This window comes from Vibrio sp. 1731, from assembly GCF_033339955.1.
GTDB lineage: Bacteria > Pseudomonadota > Gammaproteobacteria > Enterobacterales > Vibrionaceae > Vibrio > Vibrio alginolyticus.
In genome coordinates this window covers 15,139-30,092 of record NZ_JAWOVO010000023.1, presented here as the reverse complement: position 1 = coordinate 30,092, position 14,954 = coordinate 15,139, and the positions used below count along the sequence as shown (strand labels likewise).

The following is a 14,954-nucleotide window of genomic DNA, read 5'->3' as shown; positions in this document are numbered from 1 at the left end:
TACTTTTTTATGAATAGTATCATTGTGTAAGAGCACTGAAAATGAGTCTCGGTGAAAGGATTGAAACGCTCTGAGCTACTTTGCTTTTAATTTGTTTTCTAAGTCGTTTTGCACGATCTTTAAAGCGTTAAGCGCAACTTCTGGATCTATCTCATTGCTCTCAAGCAAATAGATTAAATCGACAGCCAGTTTGATCTCTTCAGGTGCGTCATCTAAAGGCGAGGTTGGTTGATCAGCCATTATTGATGTTTTTCCCTATGTGTAATTTGGTTCTCTAGCTTAAGAAGTGCTGCTTCACAACGCGCTAAACGTTGCTCGGTTGCTAGTAATACTTTTTGAGCGTCGGCACGCATAAAACTCGGAGCGCTTTCGACAGCACGTTCTTTTTCTAACACCATCTCGCGCAAGCGTCTTGCCCACTCTTGGTGTTGAGCGAGTTCCTGATAAAGCACGTTGATAGGCTTGCGGAAATAGCTGCTATGTTTGATTTCATTCTTACGAATTTTAGTGGTAGAAATCTCGCGTTGAATTGCACCGATTTGCGCCACTAACCGTTCAGTGAGGTACTCAGCACGCAAAGCGGTGAGCTTACCTTCATTTTGCTCACGCACAATCGCATCCAGCGTGGCTTTTGCTTCTTTTACGCAAGGAGTAAGTAAGCGAGAGCGGCAACCAAATAAACGCTCATCAAAAAGCGGAACATGATGTTCGCCTCTTTGACGGTCAAGAACAGCGGCTTGCTTCGCCATTTGTTCTAGATTTTCCTGGAGTTGAGAAATGTTCATGACAAACCTACAAACCATGCGTCATAAGCCAATTTAATGGCTAGTATGCTGACGACAGTAACAAATACAGGACGAATGAATTTAGAACCAAATCTAATAGCGGAGTGCGCGCCAACAAAAGCACCAGCCATTAAACATACTCCCATTGTTAAGCCTAGCACCCAGTTGATGTGTCCGAGGAATGCAAAAGTGATCAAAGAGGTAAAGTTACTGGTAAAGTTCATTGCTTTTGCTAAGCCAGAGGCGAGCAAGATATTCAGTCGGTACAGCGCCATTGAACTTACTGTCCAAAAAGCCCCAGTTCCAGGCCCTGCGAGTCCGTCGTAGAATCCTATGGATAAGCCTTGCATGTACTGTTTTTTATGAAGTTTTGGGCAAGGCTCGGGTATTGGACTTTGATGAGCAGAGTGGGGCGTTTTATGAAAAACGGTATACAACGCTGCCGCCAAAATAACAAGCGGCAATCCTTTTTCCAGCCAATCCGTACTAATCGCATCTACAAATAGCGTACCTAATGTCGCTCCGAAGAGTGTCGCCACGAATGCACGCCGCCAGCATTGAGGCTTGAATAGACGTTTTTTGTAGTACGTAAATGCCGCAGTAGAAGAAGCAAAGGTAGCGGCAAGTTTATTGGTGCCTAGTGCAATATGAGGCGGCAAGCCCAGCGACAGTAGAGCAGGTACGGTAAGCATGCCACCACCACCGGCAACTGCATCAATAAATCCAGCGACAAAAGCGACAAGCGCCAACACCAACAGCATGGTTGGCTCAATCATTTCCATAAATGGTGATTCTTCTAATATTCTATTTTACGTTTAAATGGAGGTAGTGAGTCGATTAAGGCTTGTCCGTATCGCTTAGTGACTAGGCGTCGATCAAGAATCGTTACTCTACCAGAATCTCTCTCTTTACGCAGTAAGCGACCTACGCTCTGGATCAGCTTTTTGCTTGCGTCTGGTACAGTTATTTGCATAAACGGGTTTCCTCCTTTTTTCTCAATGTATTCGGAATGAGCCTGCTCAACAGGGGAGGTTGGAACGCCAAATGGAATTTTTGTAATCACCAAGTTTTCAAGTAATTCGCCAGGTAAGTCTAGCCCCTCAGAGAAACTGCCAGTACCAAATAAGACGCTGGTTTTATTTGATGCTATTAACTTTTTATGTTTTTTTAGAATTTCTTGACGTGAGCTTTCACCTTGAACTTGCAACGCCCAGCCTTTTTTTATGAACTCCGAAGAGAGTGCCTTCGCGACTTGGTTCATCTGCCAATAGGATGAGAATAATACTAAGTTGGCTTTCTTGTCTTCCAAGTACTTAGGCAATATCTCGATAAGATATTCAGTAAATTGAGGCGCTGGTGGTTCATATTTCATCGCAGGGATGAGCAATTCTGCCTGGTTTTGGTAATCGAATGGTGACGCAAGCGCTAAAAACTGAGTGCCTGATTCTGGTTTTCCATCAATACCAACCTGATGGCAAAAGTAATGGAAAGAGTTTAATGCACGCATCGTTGCGGAAACCAAAATGGCGCCAATACATCTGCTCCAAATCTGTTGGTCGAGTTGCCATCCAATTTCAAGTGGCGAAACACTCACAATGAAATCACCCTCGCGATCGGGGTGGGTTTCTAACCAGCGAGCTAAAGGCGCACCTTTTTCACGAGTTGGTTCAGCCATTAAATGCCATACTTGCGCTAGGTTTTCTAACCTTTGAATGTAGAAACCGAGCTCTGCAAGCGCTGGTTCAGCCAACCTTGTCGCAAGCTCCCCGTCTTTTACTCTTTCCGCAATAAGGTCGGCAATTTTTGCCACGCTCTGATTTGCTTTTTTACTGAACTGTTTTAGTTCTTTGGATTGGTTCTCTAGCCACTCAGGTAGTTCACCGTGTTCGAAGCGGTAGATACCCTCTTCAAATTGAGCTGGGTCGAACTGTTTGGGCAATTGAGTCAGTGCCGGTATCAAGTTCTGAACCGCGTCTTGAAGGTCGTTGCGAAATCGAGCTACGCGTTTCTCGTCTGCGAGTGATGAAAACTTACTAATCGACTGATTTAACTTCTCAAGCCATGCTGCCGCACCTTTTAAACTCGCAGATGCTGAAGCATGGTCACGAGCGACGTGAGGTAAGTGATGTGCCTCGTCGAAGACGTATATCGTATTTTCTGGCTCAGGTAAAATCACGCCGCCACCTAAATCTGCGTCTGCCATGACGAGAGAGTGGTTAGCAATGATGACATCGTTTTTATCCAACTCTGAGCGCGCTTTTTGGAATGGGCAGCCGCGGTGGCCTGGTAAACTGTTATTGCAACTGTGTTTATCACTGACAATCAGTTGCCAAAGCTTATCGTCGATGGGTTTAGGCCAAGAATCACGGTCACCGTCCCATTTACCTTGCGCAAGAGAGCGATGCATTGTTTCTAACAGCTCTATATCTTTTTGCTTAGGTTTGGTTTCAAACATGGCTAACTGGCCACCATCAGCACCGCTAGCAGTAGCGAGCTTTTCTGCACAACAATAGCGTTGACGGCCTTTTGCCAAAATAAAAGAAAACTCTCGGTCGGTAATCCGACGAAAAAGAGGGAGGTCTTTGTTTATGAGCTGCTCTTGCAGAGCGACGGTCGCCGTTGAGATAACCACTTTTCTATTGTTATGTACAGCCACGGGAATGGTCGCCATTAGATAGGAGAGCGATTTACCAATTCCAGTCCCTGCTTCTGCAACGAGTATTCGGTTAGATTTGTGATACTGACCGCACAGCGTTTTTGCAATCTCTGCAACAAGGTAGTTTTGTGCTCTTCTAGGCACAAAGTTATCAAGTTGATCTTGAAGGTTTTGATAGCTATTACGAATCGATTTTTGAATGTTACTGGTCAGCATACGGGCCTCAAATGCGTTGGAGGCGAATAGTAGCACACATCACTAGTTGTACAGTAGTTCACAAAACGGAATGCTTTTATAAGGAATGTAGATCTCCTTCACAAAAAAATATTGAACCTTATCTTAATGAAATTAATTTCATTATATGAAAAATATAAAACTCCAACTTGGTCTGATTTGTGGGTTTTTATTCTTTTTTTTGTTTTTTTAAATTTACTTATTGGATTAAAAAACCATTTGTTAATAATTTTGTAAATTACAAATAATAATGGAGATTGGTTAGATGTTCGTCGAATAAATAAAGGTAAACTTATCAAGTTATTGTTTTATAATGGCATTTTGTTTTTTTTACATTGGTATTTAGAAAATTTGACAGCCAGAATAATCTTTTGCACTCTTAGCTCCAGATTTTGAGGAGGTGCTGTATAACGTTTTGTTAACGCTCTACCTCAAACATATAAAAAAGGGAACCGGACAAGGATATCCCGAACTAAGAAAAGGCAGTGGATTAATTATGAAAAAAACTCTATTAGCACTAGCTGTAGTTGCGTCTGCAACTTCAGTGAACGCAGCTGAAGTATTCAAATCTGAAGAAGGTTCTGTAGATTTCTACGGTCAGCTACGTCCAACTCTTCTATTCACAGAAAAAACTGATCACACAGCAGAGCTAAACACTAGCTCTTCTCGTACTGGTGTGAACGCGGTTTACGTTGTTGACGAAAGCCTAAAAGTTCTGGGTGAAGTTGAAATCGGTGTTGCTCTAGGTGACAACTACGACGCAGGTGCTGATTCAAGCGAGCGTACAGATGACTCTGTATACGTACGTCGCCACATCATCGGTTTTGATATGGGTGATATGGGTACTCTTCGCTTCGGTAAAGAAGGTACTTGGGCTGATGACGTATACTTCGCAGATTACTCTTACTTCTTCGGTGGTAACGCAGCGGAAACTGCATACGGTCACGCTTGGAACAACGATTCTCAAATCAAATACGCTTACGAAAATGACGCGTTCTGGCTAAAAGCTGGTTACGCGCTAGGCGAAAAAGATTCTAACGAAGAAGTACTAGAAGTATTCGTTGGTAAATCTTTCAACGACCTATCTCTACACGCTGGTGTACTTACTGCGAACAACGACATCAACGTAACTAAAGAGAAAAAACTAGTTCTTAATGGTGTAGAGCAAACAGTTTCTCACACAGAGCGTACTGATAACGAAAACCTATCTTTTGAAGTAACTGCTGAGTACGCACTAAACGAGCACACTCTAGGTGCTACGTACTACTACAACGAAAACGAAGATAAGCTAGGTAAATCAACAGTTGATTCACACTACATCGTTGTAGCTGGTATGTTCGCTGTCGCTCCTAAAACAACTCTATACTCTGGTTACGAGTACCTAGCTCAGTCTACTGACGAAGCAGGTAAAGTAGACGCAGACTCTTCTTGGTTCTACGCTGGTGTTGAATACAAGTTCTCTAAATGGGCACGTGTATTCGCAGAAGCGGGTTACACTTTCGAAGGTACTGACTTCGACAACAAAGACACAGACGACGCAACTAACTTCGGTGTTGGTGCTCGTTTCTACTGGTAATCAATACCCAGTTTGATATTGTAAGACCCAGCTATATGCTGGGTCTTTTACTATGAAGATAAGGATGAAAAATTCTATGCAGTTATCATTAAAAGTGGCAATGGCACTGTCTATTTTTGCCAGTACAAACCTCTACGCTGCAACGACTTTAGTGGTTCCAGAAGACGTGAAGTTATTGGCCGTCAACATGGAGAAGCCAGATCTAGAAGGTGGTCTTTTTTCTAGTGAGAAGACAATCGAACTACCTGACGGAACGAATCAAATTGTCTTCAAATATCAACCTACATTCGAAATTAACGAAAACCTTAAGACGGTTTACAGTGATGTAATCGTTGCTAAATTTGATGCTGAAAACGAAAAGCTAACGTTTGAACTGCCAGAGTTTAAAACTCTTCGCCAAGCGCAAAACAACATCTCGCCTCTAGATTGGCAATTACTGGATACCAAAGGCCAACCTATTGCTTTGGTCGAAGATGTATTAGAGTCAGATGGTGTTCAAATTGGTCGTAATTACCCTCAAGAAACTCGTAACTACAATATTGCTGGCGGTATCGCGAGTGTTGCTGTTAGCTATGTAACTGTGAATCAGCATCAACAATCAGTAAGTGATATCGAGCCTCGAGTTGAGACTAGTGATACCCGTTCAACAGCCGCATCGAACGACAGCCCAATGGTTGATGTATTAAAGACGATGTACCAGAAAGCGTCTCCGGCGGAAAAAGAGGCCTTTAAAAACTGGCTTGCTGAGCAGTAATCCCTTAGTTCATTAGATAGGGCTTAACTGAAAAAGTACGAATCTAAAAAGCAGGCTTTAAGCCTGCTTTTATCTTTTCTGCTTATTAGAGAGAGATTTCTCTCCATTCACCAGGCATTAGGTCGTTAAGGACGATATCACCCATCGAATGACGAATGAGGCGCAAGGTAGGGAAGCCAATGTGCGCAGTCATGCGACGCACCTGACGATTTCTTCCTTCAATAATGGTAATGGCTAACCAAGTTGTAGGGATATTTGCTCGAAAACGAACAGGAGGCGTTCTGTCCCAGACTTGTGGTTCTGGAATAACTTCAACTTCGGCTGGTAGAGTCATACCATCTTTTAGCTCTACTCCCTTTCTCAATTTTTCAAGATCTTGCTCCTGAGGAGCGCCATCGACTTGAACCCAATAAGTCTTCGGCGATTTTGACTTTGGCTGCGTTAGCTTCGCCTGCAAGATGCCATCGTTAGTGAGTACCATTAAACCTTCGCTGTCTCGGTCCAATCGGCCAGCCGCATAGACATTTTTGATCGGGATATAGTCCGCTAACGTTTTGCGACCATCGCCATCGGTAAATTGACTGAGCGTATCGTAAGGCTTATTGAAAATAATGACTTTACGATCTTTAGGGGGCACTTTTGGCTTTTGGCTCTTTGTTGGGCGATTAGGGCGGCGGTCTTGCTGAGTACGAGTCTTCGAGCCATTGCGAGCTTCTGAGTGTTTAAAATGGCCCGTTTTAGACTGGTTACGACTGCGACCTTTTTCCTGACCTGTACGAGATGACATGTTAACTACCCTGCAAAAATGTAAATGAACTGTGTTTGAAAGTTTTAAGTTTTCTCATGATCGGATATGATTTGCGCGCCTAAAACTAACAAACGCGCACAGAATGATAGACTAATTCGTGTTATTTGTTTAATTATATCAGTGCACTCATGGATTCAGAGCTTAGAGCTTCAAACTACAACAAAGAGTGCGAACCGCATGTGGCGTTAGTGAGGAGACATGTACTGCTAACGCGCAGCAATGCGTCAATTAAACCAACTCAGACGCTGAGTTGATCAGCCAACAAGTTGATTAAAAAATAGGGAAATTTCATGCCTACAGAAAAACCTACAATTATCTACACCATCACTGATGAAGCGCCGGCGCTAGCAACTTATTCATTACTACCAATCATTCAATCATTCACAGCATCGTCTGGCATCAATGTAGATACTCGTGATATTTCACTAGCAGGTCGAATTATCGCTAACTTCCCAGAGCATCTAAAAGAAGAACAGCGCATTGGCGATGCGTTGACTGAGCTTGGTGAACTAGCTCAAACTCCAGAAGCAAATATCATCAAGCTACCTAACATTTCAGCTTCAGTTCCTCAGCTTAAAGCGGCGATTAAAGAGCTTCAGGCGAAAGGTTACGATTTACCAAACTACCCAGAAGAGCCGAGCACGTACGAAGAGAAAGCGATTAAAGCGGCTTACGACAAAATCAAAGGTAGTGCGGTTAACCCAGTACTTCGTGAAGGTAACTCAGACCGTCGTGCTCCGACTTCGGTTAAGAACTACGCGAAGAAAAACCCACACTCAATGGGTGCATGGTCAGCAGAATCTAAGTCCCATGTTGCGAGCATGTCAGACAATGACTTCTTTGGTAGCGAAAAGTCTACAACTATCTCTGGTGCAACAGAGGTCAAAATCGAGTTTGTCGGTAATGATGGTACAGTTAAAGAGCTTAAGTCTGCGTTCCCATTACTAGATAAAGAAGTCATTGATACTTCAGTAATGAAGAAGAAGGCGTTGGTTGAATTTTTCGAGAAAGAGATTGCTGAAGCGAAAGCACAAGACGTGCTGCTGTCTCTTCATATGAAAGCGACGATGATGAAAGTTTCTGACCCTGTCATTTTCGGCCATGCCGTAAAAGTTTACTACAAAGACGTTTTCGATAAGTACGGTAAGCTGTTTGAAGAGCTAGGTGTTGATGTAAACAATGGCATCGGTGATGTTTACTCAAAAATTGAGTCTCTACCTGAAGCGCAAAAAGCAGAAATTGAAGCGGCCATTCAAGCGGTTTACCAAACTCAACCAGAACTTGCGATGGTTGACTCTGATCGTGGTATCACAAACTTACATGTACCAAGTGACATTATTGTAGATGCTTCTATGCCAGCAATGCTTCGCTCTTCGGGTCAAATGTGGGGACCAGATGGTAAACAAAAAGACACCAAAGCGATGATTCCAGATCGTAGCTACGCAGGTATTTACCAAGCGGTTATTGATTTCTGTAAAGAGCACGGCGCATTTGATCCAACCACTATGGGTAGCGTACCTAACGTTGGTCTAATGGCTCAGAAAGCTGAAGAGTATGGTTCTCACGACAAGACATTCATTCTAGACGCTGCGGGTACTGTTCGCGTTGTTGATGCTTCAGGTAACGTACTGTTAGAGCAAGCGGTTGAAGAAGGTGATATCTTCCGTATGTGTCAGGTTAAAGACGCACCAATCCAAGATTGGGTTAAACTAGCAGTGACTCGCGCACGTGCAACAGGTGTTCCAGCTGTATTCTGGCTAGATGAAAACCGCGCGCACGATGCTGAGCTCATCAAGAAAGTAAACGCCTACCTACCAGATCACGATACTGACGGTCTAGAGATTAAGATCCTATCTCCTGTTGAAGCTTGTAAGTACTCACTAGAGCGTATGAAAGCGGGCCTAGATACTATCTCTGTTACAGGTAATGTTCTTCGTGACTACCTAACAGACTTGTTCCCAATTCTCGAGTTAGGTACGTCTGCTAAGATGCTATCTATTGTTCCATTGATGAATGGTGGTGGTCTATTTGAAACAGGCGCTGGTGGTTCTGCTCCTAAGCACGTTCAACAAGTAGAAAAAGAGAATCACCTTCGTTGGGATTCTTTGGGCGAGTTCCTAGCGCTTGCAGCTTCGTTAGAGCATTTAAGTGTAGCGACAAACAATCCTAAGGCTCAGGTTCTCGCAGATACACTAGATAAAGCGACCGGTGAGTTTTTAGACACCAACAAATCTCCGTCACGCAAAGTGGGTGAGCTAGATAACCGTGGAAGCCACTTCTATCTTGCACTTTACTGGGCGAAAGCGCTTTCAGAGCAAACGGATGATGCGGATCTTGCTGCTGAATTTGCACCAATTGCAAAAGCGCTGTCAGAGCAGGAAGAAACGATCGTTGCTGAGCTAAATAATGCGCAAGGCGTGAAAGGTGAGCTAGGAGGTTACTACTTACTAGACGATGCATTGGTTTCTAAATTGATGCGTCCAAGCGAAACCTTTAACGCAATCATTAACAAGTAAGTTAGTGTTAAAAAACACGTCGTTTTCGGCGTGTTTCCTATCCTGTAAGTGCGTTGTAAGTGTTCCTTTTGTAACACGTGCTCTAAATAGTAAGAAACCCGCTATCTTGGCGGGTTTATTTTTCTCTTCAAAACATCAACGTGGTGTTTCGAGAGCAATATTTTTATATTTCGACAGCGCTCTAATTATTTGGCTTGGCCTTCAAGAGGCACGACGCTACTCGCGTGACAGCCTTTGGGACCTTTTTCAATCTCGTAAGAGACTTGTTGGCCTGCTTTCAGTGTACGATAACCGTCCATCTGGATAGTTGAGTAGTGGGCAAAGATATCTCCCTCTTCTTCATCTGAACAAATAAACCCAAATCCTTTGGCATTGTTAAACCACTTTACTGTACCTGTAGCCATGCTTTACATCCCTCATGCATTTTTTACTGATGTTGTTACTGCAACCAAGTTATACCTTTAACTTGGTACTACCATTGTCAGCGAATGCCAACAAACGTCAAATCAATGATAAGTCACATTCATCAAACCACTTAAAGAAGAGAAGTTTCAAAATGATGATTTATGCATCGACACTTTCCACTGTAGTCAATGAATTTCGACAGTCAATAGCAGTGAGCAACAAACAGAAACATAATTGAAAACAAATCACTTTTGAGATTAACAAATTTGCAAACAGTTTTTCGTATATACGCAGAAGTTTAGTCAATTTGCCTATGAAGTGGCTCATACTGAAAAAGCCATACTGTCCGTGTTGCTTATGGGAGAAGAATCCTCTGACTGAATAAAAAATGAAGTTTTCGTGATAATTACCGTATTCTCAATGAGGAAGTGTGATCCAGATAGAAGATGATGGGGTGGTTTGCAATAGTCCAAAAGCAATAAATAGAAAGTTCTTTTATAAGAAAAAATGTGTAACTTATCGACAAGCATCTTTTATTTGCGCCGTATCAAGACGTGCATTAGTCTCTATATTAGGTAGCAACTTTTATCGATCAAAGATCGAATTCGGTGCCATAACTCACTACACCGCGCTGCACGCTTGTGGTAGATTGTTTTTATAGGTCGAAAACATCAACCCTTTGATACGATATCTTTAGATTGCCATGAGTAAAAATTTTGAATGGGTCACTCCGGACTCTGATCTTCTGGAGCGAGAAAGTACGAAAGTCCAGCCACCTAAGCTGTACAATGTCGTACTCAATAATGATGACTATACACCTATGGATTTCGTCATAGAGGTGCTTGAGCGATTTTTCTCACATGATATTGATAAAGCAACTCAAATCATGCTTCAGGTCCACTATGAAGGAAAGGCAATTTGCGGCACATACAGCGCAGAAATTGCCGAAACAAAAGTAGCGCAAGTTACGATGTACGCAAGGGAAAATGAACATCCGCTACTTTGCACTATGGAGCAAGCGTAAACAAAGAAGACTTGCTCGAACAACCCCAGTTGTTTTTTCGGGAGGTACTTATGCTAAATAAAGAACTAGAGTCAAGCCTTAACGGTGCATTTGCTCGGGCGCGAGATAAACGCCACGAGTTTATGACTGTCGAACACCTCCTACTTGCATTGTTGGAAAATGATGCAGCTAAGGAAGCCCTTCTAGCTTGTAAGGCGGATCTTGACGCTTTACGCAACGAACTCGATATTTTCATCGATCAAACTACGCCTCTTATCCCAGATAGTGATGAGACGCGTGAAACGCAGCCGACTTTGAGTTTTCAACGTGTACTACAACGCGCCGTCTTTCATGTACAGTCGTCTGGTCGTAATGAAGTAACAGGCGCCAACGTGCTTGTTGCTATCTTCAGTGAGCAAGAGTCGCATGCCGCTTACCTTCTGAAGAAAAATGACATCTCCCGATTAGATATTGTTAACTTCATCTCCCACGGTATTACTAAAGCATCAGGTTCAGGTGAGGATTCATCATCAGACTCGTTTAGCTCAGAAAGTGTTGAAGAGCCTAATTCTGAAGAACGCCTAGAAAGCTTTGCGACGAATCTTAATCAAGTCGCTAAAGATGGAAACATCGACCCACTCATTGGACGTGATAAAGAGTTAGAGCGCACTATTCAGGTACTTTGTCGACGCCGCAAGAATAATCCACTACTAGTGGGTGAGGCAGGGGTTGGTAAAACAGCCATTGCGGAAGGTCTTGCATGGAGAATTGTCGAAGGGCAGGTCCCTGAGGTCATTCAAAACAGCGTGATTTATTCACTAGATATTGGCTCTTTGCTCGCTGGTACCAAATATCGCGGTGATTTTGAAAAACGCTTCAAGGCGATTTTGAAACAACTTGAAAAAGAAGAAGATGCCATTTTGTTCATCGATGAAATACATACCATCATCGGTGCAGGCGCGGCATCTGGTGGTCAAGTCGATGCAGCAAATCTTATTAAGCCTCTTTTAAGTAGCGGTAAGTTGCGTTGTATTGGTTCGACGACATACCAAGAATACAGCAACATTTTCGAGAAAGAGCGTGCGTTGTCTCGCCGTTTCCAAAAGATAGACGTTGTAGAGCCTTCATTAGATGACACAACTAAAATCTTGATGGGCTTGAAGCCGAAGTACGAAGCTCACCATGAAGTACGTTATACCAATAAAGCACTGCGTGCCGCGGTAGAACTGTCGGCTAAATACATTAATGAACGCCATCTACCAGATAAGGCCATTGATGTCATTGATGAAGCTGGTGCTCGTAGTCGTCTTGCTCCTGCAAGCCGTCGTAAAAAAACGGTCGGAGTGGCTGATATCGAATCAATGGTTGCCAAAATGGCGCGAATTCCAGAGAAGTCGGTTTCTTCTTCAGATAAAGACATTTTGAAAAACTTAGATAGCAAAATGAAGATGTTGGTATTCGGTCAAGATAATGCGATTGATGCATTATCCGAGGCGATCAAGCTGACACGTGCAGGTTTAGGTGTAGACAACAAACCTGTTGGTTCATTCTTGTTTGCAGGCCCAACAGGGGTTGGTAAAACAGAGGTGACGGTGCAGTTATCTAAGCTTCTAGGTATCGAACTACTTCGTTTTGATATGTCTGAGTATGGTGAGCGTCACTCCGTAAGTCGCTTAATTGGTGCGCCTCCTGGTTATGTCGGTTATGACCAAGGTGGTTTGCTAACCGATGCTGTTATTAAGCACCCACATTCAGTCGTATTACTTGATGAGATTGAAAAAGCGCACCCTGATATCTTTAACCTGTTGTTGCAAGTCATGGATAACGGTACGCTAACGGACAACAATGGTCGCAAAGCAGACTTCCGTAATGTCATTCTTGTTATGACAACTAACGCAGGTGTGGCGGAAACCGAGAAGAAATCAATTGGTTTGATTCAACAAGACAACAGTCACGATGCAATGGCGGAAATTAAGAAGGTGTTTACTCCTGAGTTCCGTAACCGTCTTGATAACATCATCTGGTTTAACAGCCTTGATGAAAGCGTTATCCATCAAGTGGTTGATAAGTTCATTGTTGAACTGCAAGTGCAACTTGATGCGAGAGGCGTTTCAATGGAAGTATCGCAAGACGCTCGCCATTGGTTAGCACATAAAGGTTATGACAAAGCTATGGGGGCTCGCCCAATGGGGCGTGTTATCCAAGAACAGCTTAAGAAGCCTTTGGCTAACGAACTGTTGTTTGGATCTTTAGTTGACGGCGGTACAGTGAAGGTAACGCTGGTCAACGATACGCTTGAGTTTGAATACTTAAGTGAGAAAGAGACAGCGATGCATTAATCGTTAGTCGGTAACAAACGCAAAAGCGTACGAGAAGATCGTACGCTTTTTTTTATCTGAATTAAATCGGAAAAAATTGTGCAATAAAAAACGGAGCAGCTTGCTCCGTTTTTTATTGCATCCGAAAATCAGAGATTAACGAGCGCGGAAGACGATGCGGCCTTTTGACAGGTCGTATGGAGTCATCTCTACAGTTACTTTGTCACCCGTTAGGATACGGATGTAGTTCTTACGCATCTTGCCAGAGATGTGAGCAGTCACAACGTGACCGTTTTCAAGTTCAACACGGAACATAGTGTTTGGTAGAGTGTCAAGGACAGTGCCTTGCATCTCGATTACGTCTTCTTTAGCCATTTAATCCTCTTTAGAAATTAGGCAATATTAGCGGGCTATATTCTGCCGCTAAATAGTAATTATGTAAAGTTGAGGCGTATTCTACCCTCGCCAACGCTGATTTACTAGCCTTTGGTGGCGTTGAAAGCGTGTTTTGTAGCTCATTGCTGGGCACTCATCAATCTGATATCCCAAATATAGCCACTGTTGTTTGTTTTCTTGGCAGTATTTAATTTGATAAAGCACTGCTAACGTGCCAAGAGATAACTCGTAGTCAGGGTCAAAGAAAGTATAAAAAGCACTCGAGCATTGTGGCATCAAATCTGTCACCGCAATGGCGAGCAATTGATCTGATTCATCGTAAATGTGTAAAAACGACGTTGTCAGCCAGCTAGTTTGAGCAAATCGAGCAAACTCATCACGCTTTGGTGGGTACATAGTGCCGTTTTTATGCCGTTTGCAGATGTACCGACTGTAAAGCTCAAACCATTCCTCATCCATTTCAGGTTTCATTTCCCAGCGTAAAGACTGTGCTTTATTAAGCAGCCTCTTCTGACTTTTTGATAATCTAACGTCTGGAATCGAGACTCGAATTGGCTGGCAAGCGGTGCAATGCTCGCAATGCGGTTTATATATGGTATCTCCGCTACGACGAAAACCGTTAGCCATGAGCAACTGGTAATTTTCTTCAGTATGCAGCCTTTCATCAAGCGCCACCGCAACCCGCTCTTGCCGTTCAGGCAAATAACTACAAGGGTGATTATTCGTCAACCCTATTCGAATATGTTGTATATCCGTACTCATACTGAATCCTGCAAAACTTGGGGCTGATAGGCATCAAATAGTGTTTGCTTTTCTCTTAAAGATAGTAGTTTTTGCATAAATTCGTCACGCTCAAGTTCAAATGCGCCAAGTGATGCCAAGTGAGAATTCATAACTTGGCAATCGATTAATTGACCTTGCTTTGACGCCAAATGGTTGCATAAGTACCACAATGCAATTTTGGATGCGTTATCTTTTAGGCTAAACATCGACTCCCCGCAAAAAAGTTGGCCCACGCAGATGCCATATAGTCCGCCAATCAGGTTGTTGTCATGCCATACTTCTACAGAGTGACAGTGACCAAGTTTGGCTAACTCAATGTAGGAAGTTTGCATTTCCTCGTTGAGCCATGTTTCCTCTGCAGGGCGTGTTGAAGAACATAGTCTAATCACTTCTTCTGTCGCGAAATTGAGTGTTACTTTATAGTTATGTTTACGCTGAAATTTTTTGAGACTTTTAGATGGCTTAAACTGCAATGGGTCAAACACAGCGCGCGGAGAAGGGCTCCACCATAAAATAGGTTCACCAGGACCATACCAAGGGAAAATGCCTTGATAGTAACCATTGAGGATTCTCATGGGGTTTAAGTCACCACCAAAAGCCAGCAAACCATTGGGGTCGCTGAGTGCTTTATAGGGTGAGGGAAAGTTGAACGTTTCATCGAGTTCAGTTAAATAAATAGCCATAAGAAGTCGTTACCAACATTGGAGTCAGAGGAGTTTA

Annotated in this window: 14 protein-coding genes; 5 read left to right on the top strand and 9 right to left on the bottom strand. The window is 43.1% G+C overall.

Annotated features, from left to right (window positions below):
• Window positions 1-75: 75 nt before the first annotated feature.
• The 4 genes from rsmS to dinG are packed head-to-tail and all read right to left on the bottom strand — an operon-like array spanning window position 76 to window position 3,657.
• Window positions 76-240: a pleiotropic regulatory protein RsmS gene (gene rsmS, locus R7035_RS20740; protein ID WP_005378432.1), complete on the bottom strand. Its 165-nt coding sequence runs from the start codon at window positions 238-240 to the stop codon at window positions 76-78.
• Complete coding sequence (locus R7035_RS20735) at window positions 240-785, bottom strand: primosomal replication protein (RefSeq protein WP_033905048.1); 546 nt, start codon at window positions 783-785, stop codon at window positions 240-242. The genes rsmS and R7035_RS20735 overlap by 1 nt, the downstream gene beginning before the upstream one ends.
• The gene (locus R7035_RS20730; protein WP_005378430.1) at window positions 782-1,567 is read right to left on the bottom strand and encodes a sulfite exporter TauE/SafE family protein; all 786 of its coding nucleotides are present in this window, start codon (window positions 1,565-1,567) and stop codon (window positions 782-784) included. Before R7035_RS20730 ends, R7035_RS20735 begins: the two co-directional genes overlap by 4 nt.
• A gap of 14 nt (window positions 1,568-1,581) precedes the next feature.
• Complete coding sequence (gene dinG, locus R7035_RS20725; RefSeq protein ID WP_169628367.1) at window positions 1,582-3,657, bottom strand: ATP-dependent DNA helicase DinG; 2,076 nt, start codon at window positions 3,655-3,657, stop codon at window positions 1,582-1,584.
• Between the two features lie 514 nt (window positions 3,658-4,171).
• Here dinG and R7035_RS20720 point away from each other — a divergent pair.
• Window positions 4,172-5,251: a porin gene (locus R7035_RS20720; RefSeq protein WP_005378424.1), complete on the top strand. Its 1,080-nt coding sequence runs from the start codon at window positions 4,172-4,174 to the stop codon at window positions 5,249-5,251.
• A gap of 76 nt (window positions 5,252-5,327) precedes the next feature.
• Entirely contained in the window at window positions 5,328-6,005 is a 678-nt protein-coding gene (locus R7035_RS20715) for a DUF2057 family protein (RefSeq protein WP_017820027.1), read from the top strand.
• A gap of 85 nt (window positions 6,006-6,090) precedes the next feature.
• Here the strand turns inward: R7035_RS20715 and R7035_RS20710 are convergent, their stop codons facing one another.
• Window positions 6,091-6,792, bottom strand: a complete 702-nt coding sequence (locus tag R7035_RS20710) for a pseudouridine synthase (RefSeq protein WP_262652174.1) — start codon at window positions 6,790-6,792, stop codon at window positions 6,091-6,093.
• Window positions 6,793-7,103: 311 nt separating this feature from the next.
• On the opposite strand from R7035_RS20710, the gene R7035_RS20705 reads away from it, so the two are divergent.
• Window positions 7,104-9,329 carry an NADP-dependent isocitrate dehydrogenase gene (locus R7035_RS20705; RefSeq protein ID WP_005378404.1) on the top strand — a complete coding sequence of 742 codons (2,226 nt, stop codon included), beginning with the start codon at window positions 7,104-7,106 and terminating at the stop codon, window positions 9,327-9,329.
• A 185-nt stretch (window positions 9,330-9,514) separates the two neighbouring features.
• Here the strand turns inward: R7035_RS20705 and cspD are convergent, their stop codons facing one another.
• A complete protein-coding gene (gene cspD / locus R7035_RS20700) occupies window positions 9,515-9,733 on the bottom strand; it encodes a cold shock domain-containing protein CspD (RefSeq protein WP_005378407.1) in 219 nt (72 codons plus the stop codon).
• Window positions 9,734-10,437: 704 nt separating this feature from the next.
• On the opposite strand from cspD, the gene clpS reads away from it, so the two are divergent.
• Both clpS and clpA read left to right on the top strand, forming a co-directional pair.
• Window positions 10,438-10,758, top strand: coding sequence for an ATP-dependent Clp protease adapter ClpS (gene clpS / locus R7035_RS20695; RefSeq protein ID WP_005378419.1), 321 nt, complete (start codon window positions 10,438-10,440; stop codon window positions 10,756-10,758).
• Window positions 10,759-10,808: 50 nt separating this feature from the next.
• Window positions 10,809-13,076, top strand: coding sequence for an ATP-dependent Clp protease ATP-binding subunit ClpA (clpA, locus tag R7035_RS20690; RefSeq protein ID WP_262652173.1), 2,268 nt, complete (start codon window positions 10,809-10,811; stop codon window positions 13,074-13,076).
• 135 nt (window positions 13,077-13,211) lie between these two features.
• Here the strand turns inward: clpA and infA are convergent, their stop codons facing one another.
• From infA to aat, 3 genes are all read right to left on the bottom strand, one after another.
• Entirely contained in the window at window positions 13,212-13,430 is a 219-nt protein-coding gene (gene infA / locus R7035_RS20685; RefSeq protein ID WP_001040192.1) for a translation initiation factor IF-1, read from the bottom strand.
• Between the two features lie 81 nt (window positions 13,431-13,511).
• Window positions 13,512-14,213: an arginyltransferase gene (locus tag R7035_RS20680; RefSeq protein WP_005378346.1), complete on the bottom strand. Its 702-nt coding sequence runs from the start codon at window positions 14,211-14,213 to the stop codon at window positions 13,512-13,514.
• Complete coding sequence (gene aat, locus R7035_RS20675) at window positions 14,210-14,917, bottom strand: leucyl/phenylalanyl-tRNA--protein transferase (protein WP_005378347.1); 708 nt, start codon at window positions 14,915-14,917, stop codon at window positions 14,210-14,212. Before aat ends, R7035_RS20680 begins: the two co-directional genes overlap by 4 nt.
• Between the last annotated feature and the right edge of the window lie 37 nt (window positions 14,918-14,954).

Excerpts from the sequence above, each read along its gene's own strand:
- rsmS (WP_005378432.1), bottom strand. The coding sequence starts at position 240 with ATGGCTGATCAACCAACCTCGCCTTTAGATGACGCACCTGAAGAGATC.
- R7035_RS20735 (WP_033905048.1), bottom strand. The coding sequence starts at position 785 with ATGAACATTTCTCAACTCCAGGAAAATCTAGAACAAATGGCGAAGCAA.
- R7035_RS20730 (WP_005378430.1), bottom strand. The coding sequence starts at position 1,567 with ATGGAAATGATTGAGCCAACCATGCTGTTGGTGTTGGCGCTTGTCGCT.
- dinG (WP_169628367.1), bottom strand. The coding sequence starts at position 3,657 with ATGCTGACCAGTAACATTCAAAAATCGATTCGTAATAGCTATCAAAAC.
- R7035_RS20720 (WP_005378424.1), top strand. The coding sequence starts at position 4,172 with ATGAAAAAAACTCTATTAGCACTAGCTGTAGTTGCGTCTGCAACTTCA.
- R7035_RS20715 (WP_017820027.1), top strand. The coding sequence starts at position 5,328 with ATGCAGTTATCATTAAAAGTGGCAATGGCACTGTCTATTTTTGCCAGT.
- R7035_RS20710 (WP_262652174.1), bottom strand. The coding sequence starts at position 6,792 with ATGTCATCTCGTACAGGTCAGGAAAAAGGTCGCAGTCGTAACCAGTCT.
- R7035_RS20705 (WP_005378404.1), top strand. The coding sequence starts at position 7,104 with ATGCCTACAGAAAAACCTACAATTATCTACACCATCACTGATGAAGCG.
- cspD (WP_005378407.1), bottom strand. The coding sequence starts at position 9,733 with ATGGCTACAGGTACAGTAAAGTGGTTTAACAATGCCAAAGGATTTGGG.
- clpS (WP_005378419.1), top strand. The coding sequence starts at position 10,438 with ATGAGTAAAAATTTTGAATGGGTCACTCCGGACTCTGATCTTCTGGAG.
- clpA (WP_262652173.1), top strand. The coding sequence starts at position 10,809 with ATGCTAAATAAAGAACTAGAGTCAAGCCTTAACGGTGCATTTGCTCGG.
- infA (WP_001040192.1), bottom strand. The coding sequence starts at position 13,430 with ATGGCTAAAGAAGACGTAATCGAGATGCAAGGCACTGTCCTTGACACT.
- R7035_RS20680 (WP_005378346.1), bottom strand. The coding sequence starts at position 14,213 with ATGAGTACGGATATACAACATATTCGAATAGGGTTGACGAATAATCAC.
- aat (WP_005378347.1), bottom strand. The coding sequence starts at position 14,917 with ATGGCTATTTATTTAACTGAACTCGATGAAACGTTCAACTTTCCCTCA.